20 protein-coding genes and 2 pseudogenes are annotated in these 19511 nt (G+C 68.1%); 8 read left to right on the top strand and 14 right to left on the bottom strand.

Translation table 11 applies throughout. The features are described from left to right. Positions 1-142 precede the first annotated feature (142 nt). On the top strand, positions 143-565 hold the full coding sequence (locus tag VXC91_RS31815; protein ID WP_329510810.1) for a hypothetical protein: 423 nt from the start codon (positions 143-145) through the stop codon (positions 563-565). Between the two features lie 173 nt (positions 566-738). Here VXC91_RS31815 and VXC91_RS31810 read toward each other — a convergent pair whose 3' ends face one another. Beyond that, positions 739-1626: a universal stress protein gene (locus tag VXC91_RS31810; protein WP_329510809.1), complete on the bottom strand. Its 888-nt coding sequence runs from the start codon at positions 1624-1626 to the stop codon at positions 739-741. A gap of 95 nt (positions 1627-1721) precedes the next feature. On the opposite strand from VXC91_RS31810, the gene VXC91_RS31805 reads away from it, so the two are divergent. The 5 genes from VXC91_RS31805 to VXC91_RS31785 all read left to right on the top strand — a co-directional run bounded on the left by VXC91_RS31805 (position 1722) and on the right by VXC91_RS31785 (position 6850). Continuing rightward, positions 1722-2060 carry a hypothetical protein gene (locus VXC91_RS31805; RefSeq protein WP_329510808.1) on the top strand — a complete coding sequence of 113 codons (339 nt, stop codon included), beginning with the start codon at positions 1722-1724 and terminating at the stop codon, positions 2058-2060. Between the two features lie 333 nt (positions 2061-2393). Continuing rightward, on the top strand, positions 2394-2753 hold the full coding sequence (locus VXC91_RS31800; protein WP_329510807.1) for a pyridoxamine 5'-phosphate oxidase family protein: 360 nt from the start codon (positions 2394-2396) through the stop codon (positions 2751-2753). A gap of 197 nt (positions 2754-2950) precedes the next feature. Beyond that, positions 2951-4477, top strand: a complete 1527-nt coding sequence (locus VXC91_RS31795; RefSeq protein WP_329510806.1) for an FMN-binding glutamate synthase family protein — start codon at positions 2951-2953, stop codon at positions 4475-4477. Positions 4478-4603: 126 nt separating this feature from the next. After that, entirely contained in the window at positions 4604-5398 is a 795-nt protein-coding gene (locus VXC91_RS31790; RefSeq protein WP_329510811.1) for an alpha/beta hydrolase family protein, read from the top strand. Positions 5399-5953: 555 nt separating this feature from the next. Next, positions 5954-6850 (top strand): LLM class flavin-dependent oxidoreductase, encoded by an 897-nt coding sequence (locus VXC91_RS31785; protein ID WP_329510805.1) that lies wholly within the window; start codon positions 5954-5956, stop codon positions 6848-6850. Positions 6851-7064: 214 nt separating this feature from the next. Here VXC91_RS31785 and VXC91_RS31780 read toward each other — a convergent pair. The 4 genes and pseudogenes from VXC91_RS31780 to VXC91_RS31765 all read right to left on the bottom strand — a co-directional run. Further along, positions 7065-7718: pseudogene (locus VXC91_RS31780) on the bottom strand (LLM class flavin-dependent oxidoreductase); the annotation flags it as partial. Positions 7719-7763: 45 nt separating this feature from the next. Next, positions 7764-8231, bottom strand: a complete 468-nt coding sequence (locus tag VXC91_RS31775) for a MarR family winged helix-turn-helix transcriptional regulator (protein ID WP_329510804.1) — start codon at positions 8229-8231, stop codon at positions 7764-7766. A 125-nt stretch (positions 8232-8356) separates the two neighbouring features. After that, positions 8357-8530: a hypothetical protein gene (locus VXC91_RS31770; protein ID WP_329510803.1), complete on the bottom strand. Its 174-nt coding sequence runs from the start codon at positions 8528-8530 to the stop codon at positions 8357-8359. Positions 8531-8569: 39 nt separating this feature from the next. Beyond that, positions 8570-8832, bottom strand: a pseudogene (locus VXC91_RS31765) (IS110 family transposase); the annotation flags it as partial. Positions 8833-8969: 137 nt separating this feature from the next. Between VXC91_RS31765 and VXC91_RS31760 the strand changes: the two are divergent. Continuing rightward, complete coding sequence (locus VXC91_RS31760; RefSeq protein ID WP_329510802.1) at positions 8970-9530, top strand: ester cyclase; 561 nt, start codon at positions 8970-8972, stop codon at positions 9528-9530. Positions 9531-9654: 124 nt separating this feature from the next. Here the strand turns inward: VXC91_RS31760 and VXC91_RS31755 are convergent, their stop codons facing one another. From VXC91_RS31755 to VXC91_RS31715, 9 genes are all read right to left on the bottom strand, one after another. Further along, positions 9655-10065 carry a (4Fe-4S)-binding protein gene (locus VXC91_RS31755; RefSeq protein ID WP_329510801.1) on the bottom strand — a complete coding sequence of 137 codons (411 nt, stop codon included), beginning with the start codon at positions 10063-10065 and terminating at the stop codon, positions 9655-9657. Between the two features lie 43 nt (positions 10066-10108). Then, positions 10109-10417, bottom strand: a complete 309-nt coding sequence (locus VXC91_RS31750) for a GNAT family N-acetyltransferase (RefSeq protein ID WP_329510800.1) — start codon at positions 10415-10417, stop codon at positions 10109-10111. A 726-nt stretch (positions 10418-11143) separates the two neighbouring features. Further along, positions 11144-12388 (bottom strand): M24 family metallopeptidase, encoded by a 1245-nt coding sequence (locus VXC91_RS31745; RefSeq protein WP_329510799.1) that lies wholly within the window; start codon positions 12386-12388, stop codon positions 11144-11146. A gap of 28 nt (positions 12389-12416) precedes the next feature. After that, positions 12417-13358, bottom strand: a complete 942-nt coding sequence (locus VXC91_RS31740; RefSeq protein ID WP_329510798.1) for an NAD(P)-dependent oxidoreductase — start codon at positions 13356-13358, stop codon at positions 12417-12419. Positions 13359-13361: 3 nt separating this feature from the next. Next, entirely contained in the window at positions 13362-14168 is an 807-nt protein-coding gene (locus VXC91_RS31735; RefSeq protein ID WP_329510797.1) for an ABC transporter ATP-binding protein, read from the bottom strand. Beyond that, positions 14168-14899, bottom strand: a complete 732-nt coding sequence (locus VXC91_RS31730; protein ID WP_329510796.1) for an ABC transporter ATP-binding protein — start codon at positions 14897-14899, stop codon at positions 14168-14170. Before VXC91_RS31730 ends, VXC91_RS31735 begins: the two co-directional genes overlap by 1 nt. Further along, entirely contained in the window at positions 14896-15891 is a 996-nt protein-coding gene (locus tag VXC91_RS31725; protein WP_329510795.1) for a branched-chain amino acid ABC transporter permease, read from the bottom strand. Before VXC91_RS31725 ends, VXC91_RS31730 begins: the two co-directional genes overlap by 4 nt. A 23-nt stretch (positions 15892-15914) precedes the next feature. Beyond that, positions 15915-16790, bottom strand: a complete 876-nt coding sequence (locus VXC91_RS31720) for a branched-chain amino acid ABC transporter permease (RefSeq protein ID WP_329510794.1) — start codon at positions 16788-16790, stop codon at positions 15915-15917. 6 nt (positions 16791-16796) lie between these two features. Beyond that, positions 16797-18017 carry an amino acid ABC transporter substrate-binding protein gene (locus tag VXC91_RS31715; RefSeq protein WP_329510793.1) on the bottom strand — a complete coding sequence of 407 codons (1221 nt, stop codon included), beginning with the start codon at positions 18015-18017 and terminating at the stop codon, positions 16797-16799. A 259-nt stretch (positions 18018-18276) separates the two neighbouring features. Here VXC91_RS31715 and VXC91_RS31710 point away from each other — a divergent pair, with 259 nt between their 5' ends. Then, a complete protein-coding gene (locus tag VXC91_RS31710) occupies positions 18277-19299 on the top strand; it encodes a LacI family DNA-binding transcriptional regulator (RefSeq protein ID WP_329510792.1) in 1023 nt (340 codons plus the stop codon). Positions 19300-19511: the final 212 nt, after the last annotated feature.

Raw genomic sequence — 19511 nt, 5'->3', positions numbered from 1 at the left:
GGCTTCAAGCCGGCGCCTGGCCTCCTTCGACAGGCGCACACGGAAGGTGCACCGGGCATGCCCAGTGTCCTTCGTGGTCGCTCCTGTCGTCATGCATCCGAACCTACCCGGGAGCACTGACAGTTGAGAGTTCTTGATCGTTATGGGCGACATCACCGCCGTGCGGGGTGGACGCCGGATCGCCCTGACGGCGATCCGGCTATCCCTGCCCCGCTCCGCAGGAGTCCGACTCCTCCCCAGCCTGAAGGCCGGGGCATCCTCGGAGGAACCCGGTGACCGCCGGCAGGTGCCGTCGCCACGTCACGCTGCCGGGCCTCTGAAGGCCCGGCAGCAGGGGCGACTGCCGGTCAGCGGGGCCCGGATCCGCCCGCCACAACAACCATCACCACCCGTCTCCGGGAGGCCCGGTCTGGGTGCTCTGGCCGATCTCGGCTTCGTCGGCCTGGACGACGACCCCGACGACCCGGCCATCGTCACCGGCCGGCGGGCGACGCGCGGCCATCCGCTCACCGACGCCCGGAAGGAGGCGAACCGACTGGTCGGTCGGTACCGCGAACCACTGTGACAGGACAGTGTGCACCACCTGCCCGCGGGCCTGATGGGCGCGGACCAGCCTGAGTTTCTGTTCGGCGACGACGTGGGCCCGGTCGACCGCGCTCGGGTATTCCCTCACGGGCCACCAGCGCGTGGTGCGCGTTCGCCGCGAGGCCAGAGGTTTGCCCAGGCACCCCAGCAGCCTCATTGCCGTCCACCGGAACCTCGGACGACCGCGACCGGGCAGTGCGCGTGATGGAGGGCCGCCTGGCTGACCGAGCCAAGGAGCAGACCGGTGAACCCGCCGCGGCCCCGGGCACCGACGACAAGCAGTCCGGCGCTCGCGCTCGCCTCGATCAGCGCCTCTCGGGCACCGCTTCGGACCACCGTCTGCTCAACCGGGACATCCGGGTACCGCTCCTGCCGACCGCTGACGGCTTCGGCCAGCAGGCGCCGCTCGCCTTCCGCGAGCATGCCCGGATCCAGCGCATAGGGTTCCGAGGGATCCCGCGGCGGAAACACCGGCACGCTCCACGGCGTCCACGCGTGCAGGGCTACGATTCCGGTGCCGCGAAGGGCGGCTTCTGTGAAAGCGAACTCGACGGCGGCTTCACCAGCCGGTGAGCCGTCGACCCCCAGCAGGACCGGGCCGGTACCGTCGGGACGTTCACGCACCACCATGACCGGGCAGCGCCCGTGCGCGGCGAGATGGACCGCCGTCGCCCCCAACAGCAGCCCCGTGAATCCCCCCAGCCCCCGACTGCCGACCACCACCAGTGCGGCCGTGCGCGACTGGGCCTCCAGCACCATCAGCGGCCCACCCGCCGCCACGGAGCCGCTGACCTCGACGTCAGGGGCCACGGAACGAGCATGCTCCACCGCTTCGGCTACCAGACGTCCGGCCACTTCCTGTAGCACTTCCTCAGGCGACCCCGTCGACCACGAACCGAACGGTACGTGCACGGCCGGCCAAAAGAACGCGTGCACCACCTTCAGCCCGCATCCGCGAAGCCGCGCCTCACGCGCCGCGACCGCTACAGCCTCCGAGCTGGAAGGCGAGCCGTCGACTCCCACCACTACCGGCGGGCTCACGGCGAGCCCCCAAGCTCCCGTAGCACGGCACGGGCCGCACATCGGTCGCCGTCGATCCGTCTCAGACGCCTGGAGACGTCGGGGAGCAAACGCAGATGCCACACGTCGCAAGGCCTGATGCTCATCATCAGCACCACCTCCTCACCCCCACTGTCTCCCAGGATCCGACGCCGGTCCTGTCGTCTTGGGCCACCTGTTCTTGCCCTGCCCAGCAGCCGACAGACGATCACGGAGCTTTCCGCTACCTGCTACGCGACCGCGACAGCCGCTACACCGAAGCGTTCGACGCGGTCTTCACCGCCGACGGCATCGAGATCCCCCTGCAACTTCGAGCTCCCGCCGACGACGCAGACGTCATCCTGTTCCCAGCTCAGCGCATCCAGCGCCACGACATACTCGGCGGCCTGATCCACGAGTACCGAGACACCGCCTGAAGAAGCTCGCGCCACATAGCGAACGCCCAGGTCAGCGCACATCCGGAGCCCTACGGGCACGCTCCCGCTCCTCCAGCAACCCCATCACCGACAGCACCCGGCACCTCCACCGAGGAGACAGCACGACGTACCATCACTGCCGCACGAAAGCCGGACGATGCCTGACAAGCGGAAACGCCGCGGTCACACTCGGGGAAAGCCAACGACTTCTGAGCGGGTATACCAAACCGCTGCATGCCACGCAAAATCCTTGATCGGCACGGCGAACGGCATGGGTGTGGCCATGGTCACTTTCAGACAATCGGGACATCGTTCGTGATTAGGCTTCCGGTCATGCACACCGAAATATGCCGCAAGGGAACTGGCTACCTGGCGCCCTGGAATGAGTACCACCTGTGCACTCTGACCACACTCCGGCCAGACGGCCGCCCACATGTCATACCCGTCGGGGTCACCTTGGACGCCGACGCCGGCATCGCTCGGATTACCACTCGGAAATCGAGTAGGAAAGAGGGCGCGGCGGAAGTGTGCACGGACGACACCACCGTGGACGACGCTGTGACGCGCTACGGAAAGCGCTACGGGCGAACGCCGGATCCGGAGCGCGCGGTCATAGAGATCACAATCGACCGGGCCAAGAGCCATTTCGATGCATCCAAGCCCGGAGACAAGGCCGCGAGCGCCGCAGCCTAAGAGGTCGCGCAGATAGGCGCGGTGGGGACTCCAGCAATAGAACGGGCACAGGCCGTGGTGTTTCGCATTCTTCGATGTTTCGCATTCTTCGACGGACGCTGACGCCCGCTTGGCCGTGGCAGCCGCCCGACGCCCGATACGACACGACGACGTCCACCGCATGGCGGTGGAGTCGAGCATCGAGGAGAGGAACGTTCATGCGTGCCCGGAGCATCGGCGCGGCCACCGCAACAGCACTGACACTGGTGGCCGCCCGCGACCTCATTCAGAAGAAGCACTCACTGCTCCGGAACTTCCCGGTGATCGGGCACGCCCGGTACCTGTTGGAGACGATCGGGCCGGAGCTGCGGCAGTACGTCGTGACCTCCAACGAGGAGGAGCGCCCGTTCAGTCGTGACCAGCGCACCTGGATCTATGCGTCGGCGAAGGAGGAGAACAACTACTTCGGGTTCGGAACCGAGGTCGACATCGAGCACGTGCAGGGGCACGCATACATAAAGCAGCGCACGTTCGCCGACACGCTGCCCGATACGCACGACCCGCAGGCCCCACTGCCCTCGGCCAAGGTGCTGGGCGGGCCGCGCGGGCGCGCCAAGGCGTTTAGGCCGGCGAGCGTGGTGAACATCTCGGCGATGAGCTTCGGATCGCTGTCCGGCGCGGCGATCACGGCGCTCAACAAAGGCGCCGCGCTGGCGGGCACGATGCAGAATACGGGCGAGGGCGGCCTCTCGCCGTACCACCGCAACGGCGGCGACCTCGTCCTTCAGATCGGCACGGCGTACTTCGGCTGCCGCAACGAGGACGGCAGCTTCAACCTCGACAAGCTCAAGGATGTGGTCGCCGGCGCCCCGGTCAAGGCGATAGAGATCAAGCTCTCCCAGGGCGCCAAGCCAGGGCTGGGCGGAATGCTGCCGGGCGCGAAGGTGACCGAGGAGATCGCCGAGATCCGCGGCATCCCGCTCGGCAGTGACTGCGCCTCCCCGTCGCGGCACACCGCGTTCAGCGACGTCGACTCGATGCTCGACTTCGTCGAGCTGCTCGCCACCGAGACCGGTCTGCCGGTCGGGGTGAAAAGCGCGGTGGGAGAGATGGGCTTCTGGCAGCAGCTGGCCGCGCTGATGGCCCGTGGTGACCGTGGTGTCGACTTCGTGACCATCGACGGCGGCGAAGGCGGCACCGGGGCGGCGCCGCTGATCTTCACCGACTCGGTGTCGCTGCCGTTCCGGATGGGCTTCTCCCGGGTCTACGGCACCTTCGCCGAGCTGGGGCTGACCGACGAGGTGACCTTCATCGGCTCCGGCAAACTCGGCCTGCCCGAGAACGCCGCGGTCGCCTTCGCTCTGGGTGCCGACATGATCAACGTGGCCCGTGAAGCGATGCTGTCGATCGGCTGCATCCAATCACAGAAGTGCCACACCGACAGGTGCCCCACCGGCGTCGCCACCCAGAACCCGTGGCTGGCCCGCGGCCTCGACCCGGCCTCGAAGGCCACCCGGGCCGCTGTCTACCTGCGCACCCTGCGCAAGGAGCTGATGAAGGTCTCATCGGCCGTCGGCGTCGCTCACCCGGGACTCATCACCGCCACCGACATCGAGATCATGAACGGCGACTACGACGCCCGCACCCTGGCCGGCGTCTACGGCTACAAGGACGGCTGGGGCAAGCTCGGCCCGCACCTCGCCGATGAGATCACCGCACTGCTCGCCACCAAGCCGACCCTCTGACGCGCCGACAGCGACAAGCGCCGTGCTCACTGCTCTCCTGCTCGCAACACGCGCGCGGCACCACCCGGAGTCGCCCTGAGCCCCCCCTGCCCCACGAACAGTCCATGTCGAGGTGATCACCACATGATGGAAGAAGTGAGATTCAAGAGCATCGTCGGCCCCGAACTGGCCGGAGCAATCGACCTGCCCGACGGCAAGATCCGAGGCTGGGGAATCTTCGTCCACGGCTTCACACTCGGCAAGAACTCGCCGGCCGCCTCGCGCGTCAGCAAGCACCTGGCACGGGAGGGGATCGGAATGCTGCGCTACGACAACCTCGGAATCGGAGACTCCGACGGCGACTGGGGGGACGGTTCCTTCACCGTCAAGGTCCAGGACACCGTCCGTGCCGCAACTCTGATGGCCGAGCGAGGGACTCCAGCAGACCTGCTGGTGGGACACTCATGGGGAGGCGCCGCCGCCATCGCCGCAGCGACCGAGGCAACCGGTGTCCGCGCGGTCGCCACGATCGGGGCACCTGTCGACCCCAGCCACGTCGAGAAGCAGTACGACGCGATCGTGGAATGCGTTCTCAGTGAAGGATCACACGAGTGGTTCGTCGGCGGGAGGACCCTGGTCCTCAAGCGTGACTTCGTCGACGACGTCCGCCAAGCTCGCCTGCGCGGCCGGATAGGCGAGTTGGACCTGCCGCTCCTCGTCCTGCATTCGCCCACCGACAACACCGTCGACATCGCCAACGCCGGGCAGATCTTCCGCGAAGCACAACACCCCCGAAGCTTCGTCGCGCTCGAAGGAGCAGACCATCTTTTGACCGCACGAGGACAAGCGCAGCGAGCCGCCCACATCATCAGCGCCTGGGCCGACCAGTACATCCACGGGTCACAGCCCGGGAGCGCGCCGGGGGATGGAGCCGCACCCTGACCAGATCGTGGACGAGACGTCCAGGTTCGTCGGGTGGGCGGCTCATCCACGCGTGACTCCATGGTTTTCGACTCCCGACGAGGCCAAACCTGCCCCTCAGGTGTTGCTCAAGCAATCATCCGCTGTAACGGAACCTAACAAGGCAATCATGCGCCGACCCGCGGTGGCAGCGACACCACCAGCCTTCTGCCATGGTCGCTGTTCCCATGGTCTCGCGCCCCGCACAGCCGGAGGTTCCCCATGCCCGAGCCGCTGCACCGACTGCTCACCCCATGCCGCGGCACTCGCCCGGAGCACGCCGCTTGTGAAACGCCGGCCGCGCACCGACGGCCCGGGCACGACGGTGGCGCGGCACCAGCCCACCAGCGTCGTCGCCGCGATCGCGCCGCGACGCCGTCGCCAAGTTCACGCTCGGGAGCGCCGAGTCCGATCATCATGAGGTGTTGACCGACGAGCTGACTCGCAAGATGCCCAGTCTGCTTGCCGAACCCGTTGATGCAATGTATTCCGCGCTTCGGCGCCGACCCATGACCTGACCTCAGGAGGTCCGAGGAGATGACCCAGCAGCGGCACGAATTGCTCTTCGGTAGCTTCATCACACCGAGTGCCGACCATGTCGAGCAGGTCGTGGCGCTCACCCGGCTCTCCGAACAGGCCGGGCTCGACATCGCCACGTTCCAAGACCACCCGTATCAGCCACGGCTGCTCGACTCCTGGACACTGATCTCGTACCTCGCCGCGGCAACGAGCCGTATCACGCTGGCGCCCAATGTGATGAACCTGCCGATGCGCCAGCCCGTGGTGATCGCCCGCAGTGTGGCGACGCTGGACCTGCTGACCGGCGGACGCGTCGAACTGGCGCTTGGAGCAGGCGGGTTCTGGGATGCCATCGAGGCGATCGGGGGCCGACGGCTGACTGCCGGCGAGTCCGTCGACGCCCTCGGTGAAGCCGTCACGATCATCCGTGAGGTCTGGGACGCCGGGACGCGCGGCGGAGTACGGGTGGACGGCACCCAGTACCGAATCGTGGGCGCCAAGCGAGGCCCGGCCCCCGCCCACGACGTCGGCATCTGGGTCGGCGCGTACCGGCCGCGGATCCTCAGGCTGGTCGGCCGCGTCGCCGACGGATGGCTGCCCAGCCTGAGCTACATCGAGGGCGGGCTCGCCGGGCTCGCCCAGGCCAACCGTCACATCGACGAGGGCGCCGAGGCGGCGGGACGCGACCCCGCGTCCGTGCGCCGACTGCTCAACATCGGCGACCACTTCACACCCGGCGGTTCCGGAGCCCTCAGCGGACCGCTCGCGCAGTGGGCCGCACAGCTTACCGAGATCACGCTTGAGCACGGCATCTCCGGCTACATCCTGGCCGGCGACGATCCCGCCGCGATCCAACGGTTCGGCGAAGAGGTCGCCCCCGCGGTGCGTGAGCTGGTCACCAAGTCCCGCACCTGACGCAACGGGCCGGCCACCGGCGCGCCCTTCGGGGCGCTGCCGGGGTCTCGCTGTGCCCGACGGACCACACCACAGCAGCTCGCCCATCAGTGGAAGGAATTCCATGCAAGGGCTCACGAGAAAGGCGGCCATCGTCACCGACGGCAGCCCCGGCATCGGGCAAGCGGAGCAGCCGTCGCGATCAACTCCCCTGTTGGACCGCGAGGCGGCCAAGCTCGCGGAAGGTGATCGTCTTCTCGATGACCTGCCGCGGGGAGCCGACCGTCAGCGGGGTCTGCTCCATGTACTCCTCCAGAGAGGGGCCGCCACCCATCTGCGGGAAGTGGTCGAAGTAGGGGCGGAGCTCACGTATGGCGGCCTGGGAGTTGCGGCGCAGGAACACGTGTCCGCCGAGGCCGACGATGGCCTGCTCCGCGGAGCCGTGGCCATAATGCGCGTATCGCTCTCGGTACAGGCTGATCAAACGCTGGAAGTGCTCCTTCGGCCAGAAGATATGGTTGGCGAAGGAGCCGTAGCCGCAGTACGCGGCCTGCTCGGCAATCTCCGGCGAGCGGATGGAGCCGTGCCAGACGAACGGCGGGACGCCGTCCAGCGGGCGCGGGGTCGAGGTGAAGCCCTGCAGCAGCGTCCGGAACCTGCCCTCCCAGTCGACGATGTCCTCGCGCCACAGCCGGTGCAGCAGGGCATAGTTCTCGATGGCGAGGCTGATGCCCTGGCGGATGTTTTTGCCGAACCAGGGGTAGACCGGGCCGGTGTTGCCGCGGCCCATCATCAGATCGACGCGCCCGTCGGCCAGGTGCTGGAGCATCGCGTAGTCCTCGGCGATCTTCACCGGGTCGTTGGTGGTGATGAGCGTGGTGGCGGTCGAACTCGATCGAGGGGTGCTGCGTCGTGGCATCTCAGTTGAGCCTGCTCAACAGGGCATCTCCTCCAGACGTTCGAGGACGCGCCTCGAGACGTGAGCCACCGAATCGAGTTCCTCCGGGGTGAGAGCCTCGATGAAGAGGCGACGCACGGCCTCGACGTGGCGGGGGGCGGCCGCAGCGATGGCTTCGCGTCCTGCCGGGGTGATGACAATGAACGCGCCGCGCCCGTCGTCGGCACACTCTTCCCGGACCACCAGCCCACGCTTCGTCATGCGTGTGATCTGGTGGGACATCCGGCTCTTCTCCCACTCGACAGCCTTGACCAGGTCCATGAAGCGGAGCCGGCCTTCGGGCGCCTCGGTGAGCTCGACGAGCACCACAAAGTCGGCGGCCGACAGGCTCGACTCCGCCTGCATGAGGCGCGACAGTCGGCCGACCAATTTCTCCTGCATGCGGATGAACTCACGCCAGGCGGCATATTCCTCCGGACTGAGCCACTGCGGTGTGTTGTTCATGGCACCAGCATAACGCGGTAGTTGACCTGTCACCCATCTTTCGAGCGGCTGAACGGGACTGTGCATGAGTTCCGTGACGGCAGCCTGGCGTCGACCAGTACGAGGTCGGACAGGACGGTCCTGCCTCATTTGCCACTGCGCGCGTTGCCACTGTTCTTGCCGACCGGATCGTGTGTGTCATCGCCGAGGCGGTGGGTGACGTCGCCCTCGAGCACGAACTCCAGCAGCCACTTGACCGGCTGCCGCAGCAGGCCGCCCGCGCCGGTCAGCTGCAGGCCCTGAGCCTCAGCCCGGCCCACCAGCTCGTTCCTCGGGGGGCGCCTGCCTTCTGTATTTCGTCAAACGAGGCGAGGGGCTCTGGCTTCGTAGAAGGTGCCGTCTCGGAACATCGCGAACAGCATGCTGATGCGGTGGCGGGCCAGGCGCAAGCCCGGCATCGGTCGGAGTGGGAACGGGGGGCGGGATCGCGCAAGGCAGAAACATCGCCTGTTTGAGCTGCCGGTTGCCAACTCTGGGCGCGTGTTCGCCTTGGGTGGAGGTCGCCAAAGACATCGTCTCAGGGGCGGGCATAGGAGGCCAGGTGGGTAGCAATGGGGAATGCAGGCCGGCAAGGAGATCACCTACCTCCGTCCCCGCGGAGGTCTACACCGGCATTCCGACCGACACCAACCTGTCCGAACGCGTCGCCGCGGCCTTCGCGGGCTTGGACAAGTCCCTGAGAAGGGCGAGTTGGCCGTCATGACCGGCGAACCTGGCCCGGCTGATCGGCCGCCCGAGCGCGCCGATCTCGGACTCACCACCGGCATCGTCGAGGACGTCGACGCACTGGACGAGGACTACATCCAGAACACCGGCTGGACCCCCGACGGCCGCCACCACTTCGGCAACGCCTGGGCCATCGGCCGCGGAGCGATGCCCGACGGCCCCACGGTCCAGGCCCACGTCGTGGCCGAGAACGACCGCGTCGCCTCGATCAGCGTCTGGGACGGCACCATCACCGCCAGCGGCACCCCCGTGGACTTCACGTCCGCGGACTTCCTGCGGATCGAGGACGGGGTCGCGGCCGAGCACTGGGACACCGTCGGCTACGTCCGCCTCTACCAGTCCTTCGGGCTGTTGCACCCGTCGGATCCGGATCCTGGGCGCCGCCACCCACCTCGACATACGAAGACTAGACCGCCTCAGCGGCATTCTTCGCGAGCACCAACATGCCACTTGACGTGCGTGGATGACCTTTTCGACGAGGGCAGAGCCATCAGAACTCATCTCGCAGCCCGACCTGCCACTGGACCTCGATAAAAACCGCCACAACGGTTTCCACGGCCGCCTCAAGGCGATGCGCGCCAAAGCATGCGAGCGGGCGAGAGAGCTGCCGATCAGCGCACATAGGGGCAATTACTTCCGTAGGGCGGTCACCACGGCATCACTCACCGCAGAGCCCCGAGTGATCGCAGTACGGCTGATTAGCGCTCTTCCCGCAGGCACACAGGATCGCCCTGGTTTCTGCGCGCGGGCCTTCCGCGGTGTCTATGCTCAGCTCACCGCGCATGGCCAGCTGCCCGTTGGAGCCGCGGACGATCCGCGTGGGCCGGTCTGGGGTCTCGGTCCTGCCGTCTGCGAATTTGTACTGCAGAGCGCCCGAGGGGCAGCGTCGCACCACTTCGGCCAAGTGATCGGCTGCGGCAGCGTCCGGCTGGATCCACGGGCGCTTCGCCGTGTCGAAGACCTCTGGCAGGCCACGGATGCATTCGGTGGCGTGCAGGCAGCGCCTGGCCTCGTAGGTGACCGTGATCGATTGCCCCTCGTACGCCTTCTTCTCGGATCTGCCACCCATTCCGGCCTCCTTCACCGCCGCGCTCGGCTGTTCTGTCGTTCGTTCAGTCACTGACCTTGCTGCGGGACTGGTACAGCAGGTCCTGGTACTCGGGGTGGCGAGCGATCCAGCCCGCGAAGAACGGGCACGTGGCCAGCACGCGCAGCCCCGAGGCGCGCGCATCGTCAAGGGCGGAGCGGACCAGGGCGGACCCGACTCCCTTGCCCTCATACTCCGGCGCTACCTCGGTGTGCACGAACGCAACGAGTTCCGGTGTACGGATGTACTCCGCGACGCCCGCGACCCTGGACTCTCCGTCGACGCGGCCCTCGTAGCGGTTCGCTCCGGGCACGTCGTTCACTTCGACCGTCACGTGTCCTCCTCTTGGACCTGTTCCCGATCAGCTCCGCGGAAGCCCGGTCGGTCAGGGCTCCAGACTAACGATATTATGTTGATGCATCAACTTAGGCTCCGGCTGACATCACCGACACCGAACGAGGGCGGACAACAATCGCTCCAGCCGGGGGCGCCGGACAGCCACGGGGTCCGCTTCCGAAGCCCGCCCCATGCAACGATCGAACCCTCAAAGCTGTGCCCACACAACGCTGCGGACGACGGCAGTGCTCGGCGGCCTGGCACAGTAGCGGCGGGATGCCATTGAACCGGCTCATCATAGTGTGTGACCTGACCGGCACAGACCGCAGTGTGCAGCTTTGTCTCCACTGGGTCCATCTCGTTGTTGTTGACCCCGGCACCAGGCTGGTGGCCGGGGTCGGCGGGTTCGGCCCATAGGTGGCGGCAATCGTTGAGGTCGCCACCGAGCTGCAGGCCGCCCATCGGCCGCCCATCGCCGGGGGCCCAATCCGCCGCAATAACGCGGTGACCGTTACTGCTTTCCTGGACCAGCTCGACCGAGTGATCGCTCCGGGCAAGCAGATCCCCCTCGACGTTCCGCGATCCACGCCAGACTCCGGGACGGCATCGCGTGAACGAGGTAGGTCGGCCAGCCGGCCACGATGCGCCGAACAACTCGTTGAGCTCGGCGTCCGTCACATCGGGACGCACCGCCAGAACCTCATCGCCGACCCTTTCCGGTGGTTCAATAGCGGTTGGCGACGAACAGCTCCTGCGCGGGGAAGAGGGTCAGGACACGCGCGCCCTCTGCGGTGACCACGACCTCCTCCTCGATGCGCGCGGCGGAGTAACCGTCCGATGCCGGGCAGTAGGTCTCGAGCGCGAAGACCATGCCTTCCTGGATCTCCGCAGGTTGTTCGAGGGAATTGAGGCGGCTGATGATAGGCCGCTCGTGCAGGCCCAGACCCAGTCCGTGGCCGAACTGCAGGCCGAAGCAGTCCATTTCGGTCGCGAATCCAAAGTCGGTGGCCTTGGGCCACGCCTTGGCGATGACGTCGGTGGTCTGCCCGGGGCGTACGAGCTCGATGGCGGCGTCGATCCACTCGCGTGCCCTGGTGTAGGCGTCGCGCTGCGCCGGGGTGGCGGAGCCGACGTTCAAGGTGCGGTAGTAGCAGGTCCGGTAACCCTGGTAGGACTGGATGATGTCGAAGAAGCAGGTGTCACCGGGCCGGATGAGCCGGTCGGTGAAGTTGTGCGGATGGGGGTTGCACCGCTCCCCCGAGACGGCGTTGATGGCTTCGACGTCGTCCGAGCCCTGCTCGTAGAGGTACTTGTTGGCCAGCGCAACGATGTCGTTCTCGCGCACACCGGGCTTGAGGGCTTCGGAGATCTGCTGGTAGGCGCCGTCGACCATCGCCGCGGCCTGCGACAGCAGCATGATCTCGTCGGGGTTCTTCACGGCGCGGGCGTCCAGCATGACCTGCTGGGCGTCGACGACGGTGAGCCCGGCCCGCTGCATTTCGAACAGGAAGGGCGGCTCGACGATGTCGATCCCGATGGGCGCGTCGGCAACACCGTGGTCGGCAAGGATGCCCTCCAGTTCGGCGACAGCGCGCCGCATCAGGCCCACCTCGGGAGCGACAGCGCCCCGCAAGCCCAGCATTCCGGCGCGGCAGTTCTCCGGCCGCAGCCAGGGCGCGTACATCTGGTGGTGGCGTGCGGCGGAGCCGAAGTCCCAGACCATGGGCTCGTGGTCACGGGTCAGCAGCGCATAGCGGGTCATCTTGTCCCGCGCCCACTCGCCGATCATCGTGCCGGTGACATAGCGGATGTTGTTGACGTCGAAGAGCAGGACGGCGCCCAGCTCCGATGCCTCCAGGGCAGCTCGGGCGCGGGAGAGCCGGTAGGCGCGCAGACGGTCGAGGTCGACGCGGGTCTCGAAGTCGACGGCGGTGTGCCCGGGGGCCGCCGCCGGCGCGGTGATGGTCACGGTTTTCTCCCGTTCGTGTGATGGCGTTTCACGAGGAGGCGCTCAGGCCGTCGGAGACGTCCGCGTCCTCGGGCTCGAGCGTCAGCCCGGCCGAGCGCGCGGCCTCCGAGAGCAGCACGGCGAAATCGGTGTCGTGGTGTCCGCGGCCGAGGGACTGCTGGACAATGTGGTGGGTCAGCGCCGCGACCGGCATGGGGACCCCCAGCTCCCGGGCGGCGGCGAGGCCGAGGTCGAAGTCCTTGCGCAGCAGCTCGGGCGTGAAGGTCGGCGTGAAGTCGAGGTTCACGAAGGCGGGGGTCTTGTAGCGGGTGAAGACCGAGCCGAGGACTGAGCCGTTGAGGAACTCCAGGAACGCGGCCCGGCTCACGCCCCCTCTTTCGGCGAGCACGGTGATCTCGGCCATCGACTGGGTGACGACGCCGAGGAAGATGTTGTGGGCAAGCTTCACCAGCCGGGCCAGATCGTCCTGTCCGGCGTACGTGACCGAGGCAGCGATCGTGGTGAGGAGCGGCTGGGCCTCGTCGAAGACCTCACGGGGGCCGGAGGCGACCATGGAGAGTCGGCCGGCCTTGACGACTTTGGCGTTGCCCGACACGGGGGCGACCAGCAGCGCGGTGCCGACGTGTTCCGCTTCCCTTCGCACCTGTGCCGAGACGTCCCTCGAGACGGTGGAGCAGTCGACAAGGATGCGGGGTTTGGCGGGCTGCCGCAGGATGCCCTGCTCGCCGAGGGCGACCTCGGCGAAGTCCTTGCTTGCACTGACCATGGTGAACACGACGTCGCGGTCGGCCAGTTCCGCGGCGCTGTCCACGATGGTGGCGCCCAGTTCACCCAGTGGTTCGCACTTGCTGCGGGTGCGGTTGTAGACGGTGACGTCATGGCCCGCGTGCAGAAGGCGGGAGACCATGGCGTAGCCCATGCGGCCGGTGCCGGCCCAGCCGATGGTGGGACGAGGCGTGGAAACGGTCATGAGTCAGTCCTGTGGGGTGCGGTCGCCGAGCGGCGACGGGGCGGAGGAGGCGAGGGGCGCGGAAGGTCGGGCGCCGGCGCCGAGATACAGCCGACCGACCTCCGGATCGGAGAGCAGACCGGCGCCGGTGCCCGTCAGGACGACCCGGCCGCCCTCGAGGACGACTCCGGTGTGCGAGACGGCCAGGCCGGAGCGGGAGTTCTGCTCGACCAGGAGAACCGAGCGTCCGGAGGCCGCGAGGTCCGTGATGCTGCGGAAGACGGCGGTGCGGGATTTGGGGTCGAGCCCGATGGAGGGCTCGTCCAGGAGGATGAGGACGGGGTCGAGCATCAGGGTCCGCGCGATCTCGACGGTCTTCTGCTCGCCGCCGGACAGGGAGCCGGCGTGGGCGCCCGCCCGGTCGGCGACCAGCGGGAAGGAGGCGGCGATGTGCTCCCAGCGCTCGGCGACCAGGCGCCGGTCGCGCAGCACGTAGCCGCCCATCTCGACGTTCTCCCGCACGGTCATCGCCGGGAAGAGGCTGCGGTCCTGCGGCACATGGACGATGCCCCGCAGGAGCCGTTGCCTGGCATTGAGCCGCGAGATGTCCTCCCCCTGGAAGGTGACGGTTCCGGAGGCCGGCTTCAGCAGCCCCGAGATCGTCTTCAGGGTCGTGGACTTGCCCGAGCCGTTGGGCCCGATGAGGCAGGTGACCTGTCCGGCGGTGACCGTCAGGTCGATGCCCCGCAGGATCAGGCCCGCGCCGTATCCGGCTGTGACGCCGTCCAGGGTGAGCAGTGCCTTCGCGGGTTCGGAGGTGGTGTGGGTCATCATTCCCCCAGATAGGCGTCGAGCACCCGGGGATCGGCCTGGATGTCGGCGGGTCTGCCGGCGGCGATGGGTCGGCCGCGGTCGAGGACGACGACGGGGTCGCACAACCGCATCACCAGCGGCATGTCGTGCTCGACGATCAGGAAGGTCACTCCCTGCTCGTTCCTGGTGCGCACATGGCGCTCCATCGTCTCGATCATCACCGGGTTGACGCCCGCGGTGGGTTCGTCGAGCAGCACCAGCCGGGGCTGCGCCATCAGCACCGCGGCGAACTCGCACAGCTTGCGCTGGCCGTAGGAGAGTTCGGCCGCCTTCAGGTCGGCCTTCTCGGACAGGCCGAAGTCGTCCAGCAACTCGTCGGCGCGTGCCCGGTCGGCCCGGGCGGCGCGCGGGCCGAGCAGTGCGGTCCAGCGGTGTCCCGCGGCGGCGATCAGGTTCTCCCGTACGCTGAGCGAGCCGAAGATCCGGGCCTGCTGGAACGTGCGAGTGAGTCCGCGGCGGTAGAGCTTCGCCGGGTCCGGCCGCCGGTATGGGGTGCCCGCGAACCGGAGCGAGCCGGAGTCGGCGGGCAGATAGCCGGTGATCATGTTGAACGCGGTTGTCTTCCCTGACCCGTTGGGACCGATGAGCGCTGTCACCGATCCTTCCTCGACGTCGAACGAGCAGTCGTCCACCGCCCGCACTCCGCCGAAGGACTTGGTCAGACCGCGCACTTCGAGGAGTGTCGTCATCGTCCGCTCACCCGCTTCCCGAGCCGGTCCGCCAGTGAGGGCAGGACGCCCCGGGGAAGGACGAGCATCACGACGAGGAACAGGGCTGCGTATCCCACCAGGTGCAGCGAGTTGGCTCCGAGTCGGTAGGCGAGGTACTGCTGCACGGGCACGACGAGGAACGCCCCGAGCACCGGCCCCCACAGCGTCCCCCGCCCGCCCAGGTACACCATGAGCACCATGCCGATGGTCACCAGCGGGTCCACCGCGAACGGCGGATAGACGAAGGACACGTAGTACGCCCACACCGCGCCCACCGCACCGGTGAGGCCGACCGACAGCGCGAACGCCGCCAGCTTGGCCACCGCCGTGGGGGCCCCGACACCGCGGGACTTGTCCTCGTCGTCGCGGACGGTCGCCAGGATCAGCCCCAGCCGGGATCGCATGACGAGGGCGGTCACCGCGACGGCGACGGCGAGCAGGGCCACCAGCACGTAGTAGAAGGGGAAGGCGAAGTAGGCGACGCCGAAAGGGGCCGGCCCGATCCCGATGCCCTGGGCTCCCCCGGTGAGCCCGCGGGCGTTGAACGCGAGGGTCTGAACTACGAAGACCAGTGTGATCGTGACGATCGCGAAGGTGGCGGCCCGAGTACGCATGGCGATCCATGCGACCGGCAGCCCCACCAGCGCTGTACCGGCGGCCACGGCAGGCAGCGCGAGGAAGGGCTCCCAGCCGGTGACGGGCGGATGGTTGTGGAACCAGATCGCCTCCACGTAGGCGCCGATGCCGAAGAACGCCGCGTGGCCGAGGGAGGGATAGCCGGCGAGGCCGCCCACCAGGTTCCAGGCGCTCGCCATCGTGGCGTACATGAGTGTGAAGATCAGCAGGTTGACGATCCACGGTTGGCCGACGGTCCAGGGCACGGCCAGCAGCGCCGCGAAGACGACGACCGGCAGCGCGATGCGCCACAGCCTCGGACGGCGTACGAATCCGGAGCGGGGGGCGGCGGTCACGGGCGTCGCGGAGAGAGTAGAGGTCACAGCGCCCCCCGAAGCCGAGTCCCGAACAGCCCCTGCGGCCGCAGCAACAGGACGAGGAGCAGCGCCGCGAAGAAGGTGAATCCGGCCCACGACGGTGACCAGGTCGCGGCCACCACCGCCTCGGCCACTCCCATCAGCACGCCCGCCGCGACGGCTCCGCCGAGGCTGCCGAGTCCACCGAGCACGACGATCGCCAGGAGCCGCGCGATGAGGTCGTAGTGACTGCCCGAGTTGAAGGGGTAGACCAGTCCGAACACCGCGCCGGCGGCTCCCGCGGTCGCCGTGCCCAGGCCGAAGCCGAGTGCGGAGATGCGTTCGGGGTTGACACCGAGCAGCCGCGCCGCGGTCGGGTTCTGCACCGTGGCCCGCACCGAGGCGCCGAAGCGCGTACGGTGCAACAGCAGCCACAGCCCGCCCAGGACGGCGAGGGACAGCCCGAAGGCCGCCAGCCGGGTCACCGGCAGCCGGTAGTCGCCCAGGTGCCAGGCGGCGTCGCGGTAGCCGGTGTTGATGGAGCGATAGGTCGTCTTGTAGACCGACGCGAGCACGCCTTCGACGGCCAGGGCGACGGCGAACATGACGAGCAGGCTGAGTTCGCCGTCTCCACTCTTGAGCGGCCGGAGGAATACCCACTGCACGGCGACCCCGACCGCGAACATCACTGGGGTGACGATCAGGATGCCGAGGAACGGGTCGATCCCGGCCCAGGTGAACAGGGTGTACGAGAGGTAGGCGCTGAGGACCACCAGCGCGCCCTGCGCCAGGTTGATCACCCGCATGATGCCGAAGACGAGGGTCTGGCCGCTGGCCATCAGGGCGTAGACACCACCCGTGAGGATGCCCAGGAGGATCGCCTGGAGGAGGGTGTGCACAACCGCTCACTCCCCCCAGGCCGGCTTCGCGGTCAGTGGGCCGGCGGCCGCGGTACCGGCCGGGTAGACCGGTGTCAGCCGGTGCTTCTGCCACTGGACGAGGGTGTAGTGGCCCTTCGGCTCGCCGTTTGCGTCCCAAGACAGGTCGCCCACCGGTGTCCGCCAAGTGCCGGAGTGCAGCGCGGAGATGAGGGTCTCGTTGTCGAGCTTCCCGGTCTTCTTCGCGACCTGCTCGATCAGCGTGCCGACTGAGTACGCCTCGGCGCTGGTGGTGTCGATGTCGTTCTCCTGGCCGCCGTACTTGGCCAGGTACGCCTTGACGAACCCGGGAGCGCCGGGCTGCTGGGAGCCGGCGAACCAGTCGCCGGTGGTGAAGATGCCCTCGGTGTTGTCCTCGCCGACCTTGTCGGGGAACTCCACTGGGTTGTTGGCGCCGTTGGAGACGAACAGCCAGCGGGGGTTGAAGCCCAGCTGGATCATCGCCTTGACCTGAGCGTAGGCATCCTCGGACTGCGTGCCGGAGACGAGCAGATCGGGCTTGGCAGCCGCCACCTTGGCGATCACGGGGGTCAGGTCGGTGAGGTTGTCGGGGTAGGTCTGGGCGTACACGGTCTTGATGCCGGCCGCTTCCAGGCGCTTGCGGACGTTGTCGGCCAGCGGGGCGGCGAACGGGTCGTCAAGTGACGCGAACGCGGCGGTCTTGGGGCGCTTGGCGGGCGGCAGCGAGAGCAGGTAGTCGACGAATATGTCGCCCTGTTTGACGATGGCCGCGGGCTGGACGAAGAACAGGTTGTCCAGGTGCTGGGCGAACACCTTCGGCCCACCGCCGGCCGGCTCGAGGAAGGCGTATCCGTAGCGCTTGGCCACCTGCGAGGCCGGGATGGTCAGCAGGCTGGAGTACGGGCCGATGACCAGATCGACCTTGTCCTTCGTGATGAGGTTGGTGTAGTTCGTCGTGACCTGGTTCGGATTGGACGTGTCGTCGACGACCTTGAGGGAGACCTTGCGCCCGAGCACACCACCGCGGGCGTTGACGTCGGAGGCCCACAGGTCGTAACCGCGCTTGGCGGCCTTGCCGGGATCGGCGAAGTCCCCTGTCAGGGAGAGCGAGACGCCGATCGTCAGCGTGCCCTTGCCGGGTCCGTCGCCCGCTCCCTGGGCGGGCCCGCCGGTCGCGGGCCCGCAGGCGGCCAGCGCCGCCGCGGTCGCGGCCGCCAGGGCCGCCAAGACCCCACGGCGGCGGCGGTGTCCTCTGACCATCAATGGCAATCGATTGTCTTCCACAGCGAGCCGTCCCTACGCTCGAAGAGAGGGAAATTCATGGCCATTCGGGGCGATACAACAGTGCGCCGCAGACTGTCGTGCCGCACTGCTACGCAATCGGTTGCGGCGAAGTTAGGCTGGTCGCCAAGGGGTGTCAAGGTCTGCGGCAGGCTCCTGATGCAATCCATTGTCATCGCGCTGCCTCCGGCATACGGTGGGAGATGTGACGAGGTTGAGCGACGTGGCACGAGCGGCCGGCGTCCACCCCGGTACGGCGTCAAGAGCTCTGAATCCCGACACCCGCCACCGGGTGTCGGCGGAGACGGTCAAGCGGGTCCTGGTCGCGGCCGAAAGCCTGGGTTACCAGCCGAACTCCGTCGCACGTGCCCTGCGTACCCGGCGCTCGCGGATGGTCGCGATCCTCATCCCCGACCTCACCAACCCCCTCTTCCCACCCATCGTCAGAGGCGTGGAGGAGGCGCTCGCCGTCAAGGGTTACTCGGCGCTGCTGGTCAGCACGGACAACGATGAAGACAAGGAAGCGCGGCTCTTCGCGGAGTTGCGAGGCCGCCAGTGTGACGGCTTCGTGGTCGCGACCGCGCGCCGCAAACACCCCCTGCTGGCGCGCGCGGCGGCGGACGGGGTGCCGATGGTGCTCGTCAACCGAGTCCTGGACAGTCGGCACACACCGTCGGTCACGGCGGACGAGGCGGCCGGCGTCCACGCCGTCGTCCGGCACCTCACCGGTCTCGGTCACCGACGCATCGCACACCTCGCGGGCCCGCAGGAGCTGTCGACCGGACTCATCCGGCGCCGCACCTTCCTCGACTCCTGTGAACAGGCCGGGCTGGACCCCCGCAACACCCCCGTCATCGACGCCACGGGATTCAGCGAAGCCGCGGGTACGGCGGCCATGGACAAACTCCTGGCCACGTACCGAGGGCCCGAACGTCCCACAGCCGTGTTCGCTGCGAACGACCTTCTGGCACTCGGGGCACTGGACGCACTGGCGGCGTTCGGGCTGCGCTGCCCTGAGGACATGTCCGTGGCGGGTTTCAACGACATGCCGTTCCTGACGCGGATGACCCCACCGCTGACGACCGTGCACGTGCCCCAGCAGGAAATCGGCGCCGAGGCCGCACGCATGCTGCTGAAGTGCATCGACCAGCCGGGGCCGCCCCGGTCACTGCTTCTCGGCTGTGCGCTGGTCGAACGCGCCTCCACTGGTCCGGTGCCCCAGGGCTGACGAACCGTCCGCTCCCGCGCTCGTCCGGGCCAGGCATCTGAGCCGACGGGTGACTCGCGCTTGCCGGAACGTGGTGGCGCCCCGGTAGGCAAGGTGGGGTGTGCTCGTCGGCCGTGTACGGACCGCCGGTGACGTCACCAAATACCTCCGAGGATGCCCCGGCCTTCAGGCCGGGGAGGAATCGGGCCCCTGCGGAGCAGGGCAGGAAACGG

The organism is Streptomyces chiangmaiensis (genome assembly GCF_036281785.1).
GTDB lineage: Bacteria > Actinomycetota > Actinomycetes > Streptomycetales > Streptomycetaceae > Streptomyces > Streptomyces chiangmaiensis.
This window is presented reverse-complemented; position numbering and strand designations above follow the sequence as displayed.

Bases quoted from the DNA above. Each gene is read 5' to 3' on its own strand.
- VXC91_RS31735 (WP_329510797.1), bottom strand. From the start codon at position 14,168: ATGACCCACACCACCTCCGAACCCGCGAAGGCACTGCTCACCCTGGAC.
- VXC91_RS31815 (WP_329510810.1), top strand. From the start codon at position 143: ATGGGCGACATCACCGCCGTGCGGGGTGGACGCCGGATCGCCCTGACG.
- VXC91_RS31790 (WP_329510811.1), top strand. From the start codon at position 4,604: ATGGAAGAAGTGAGATTCAAGAGCATCGTCGGCCCCGAACTGGCCGGA.
- VXC91_RS31805 (WP_329510808.1), top strand. From the start codon at position 1,722: ATGCCACACGTCGCAAGGCCTGATGCTCATCATCAGCACCACCTCCTC.
- VXC91_RS31785 (WP_329510805.1), top strand. From the start codon at position 5,954: ATGACCCAGCAGCGGCACGAATTGCTCTTCGGTAGCTTCATCACACCG.
- VXC91_RS31730 (WP_329510796.1), bottom strand. From the start codon at position 14,899: ATGACGACACTCCTCGAAGTGCGCGGTCTGACCAAGTCCTTCGGCGGA.
- VXC91_RS31775 (WP_329510804.1), bottom strand. From the start codon at position 8,231: ATGAACAACACACCGCAGTGGCTCAGTCCGGAGGAATATGCCGCCTGG.
- VXC91_RS31800 (WP_329510807.1), top strand. From the start codon at position 2,394: ATGCACACCGAAATATGCCGCAAGGGAACTGGCTACCTGGCGCCCTGG.
- VXC91_RS31760 (WP_329510802.1), top strand. From the start codon at position 8,970: ATGACCGGCGAACCTGGCCCGGCTGATCGGCCGCCCGAGCGCGCCGAT.
- VXC91_RS31755 (WP_329510801.1), bottom strand. From the start codon at position 10,065: ATGGGTGGCAGATCCGAGAAGAAGGCGTACGAGGGGCAATCGATCACG.
- VXC91_RS31795 (WP_329510806.1), top strand. From the start codon at position 2,951: ATGCGTGCCCGGAGCATCGGCGCGGCCACCGCAACAGCACTGACACTG.
- VXC91_RS31740 (WP_329510798.1), bottom strand. From the start codon at position 13,358: ATGACCGTTTCCACGCCTCGTCCCACCATCGGCTGGGCCGGCACCGGC.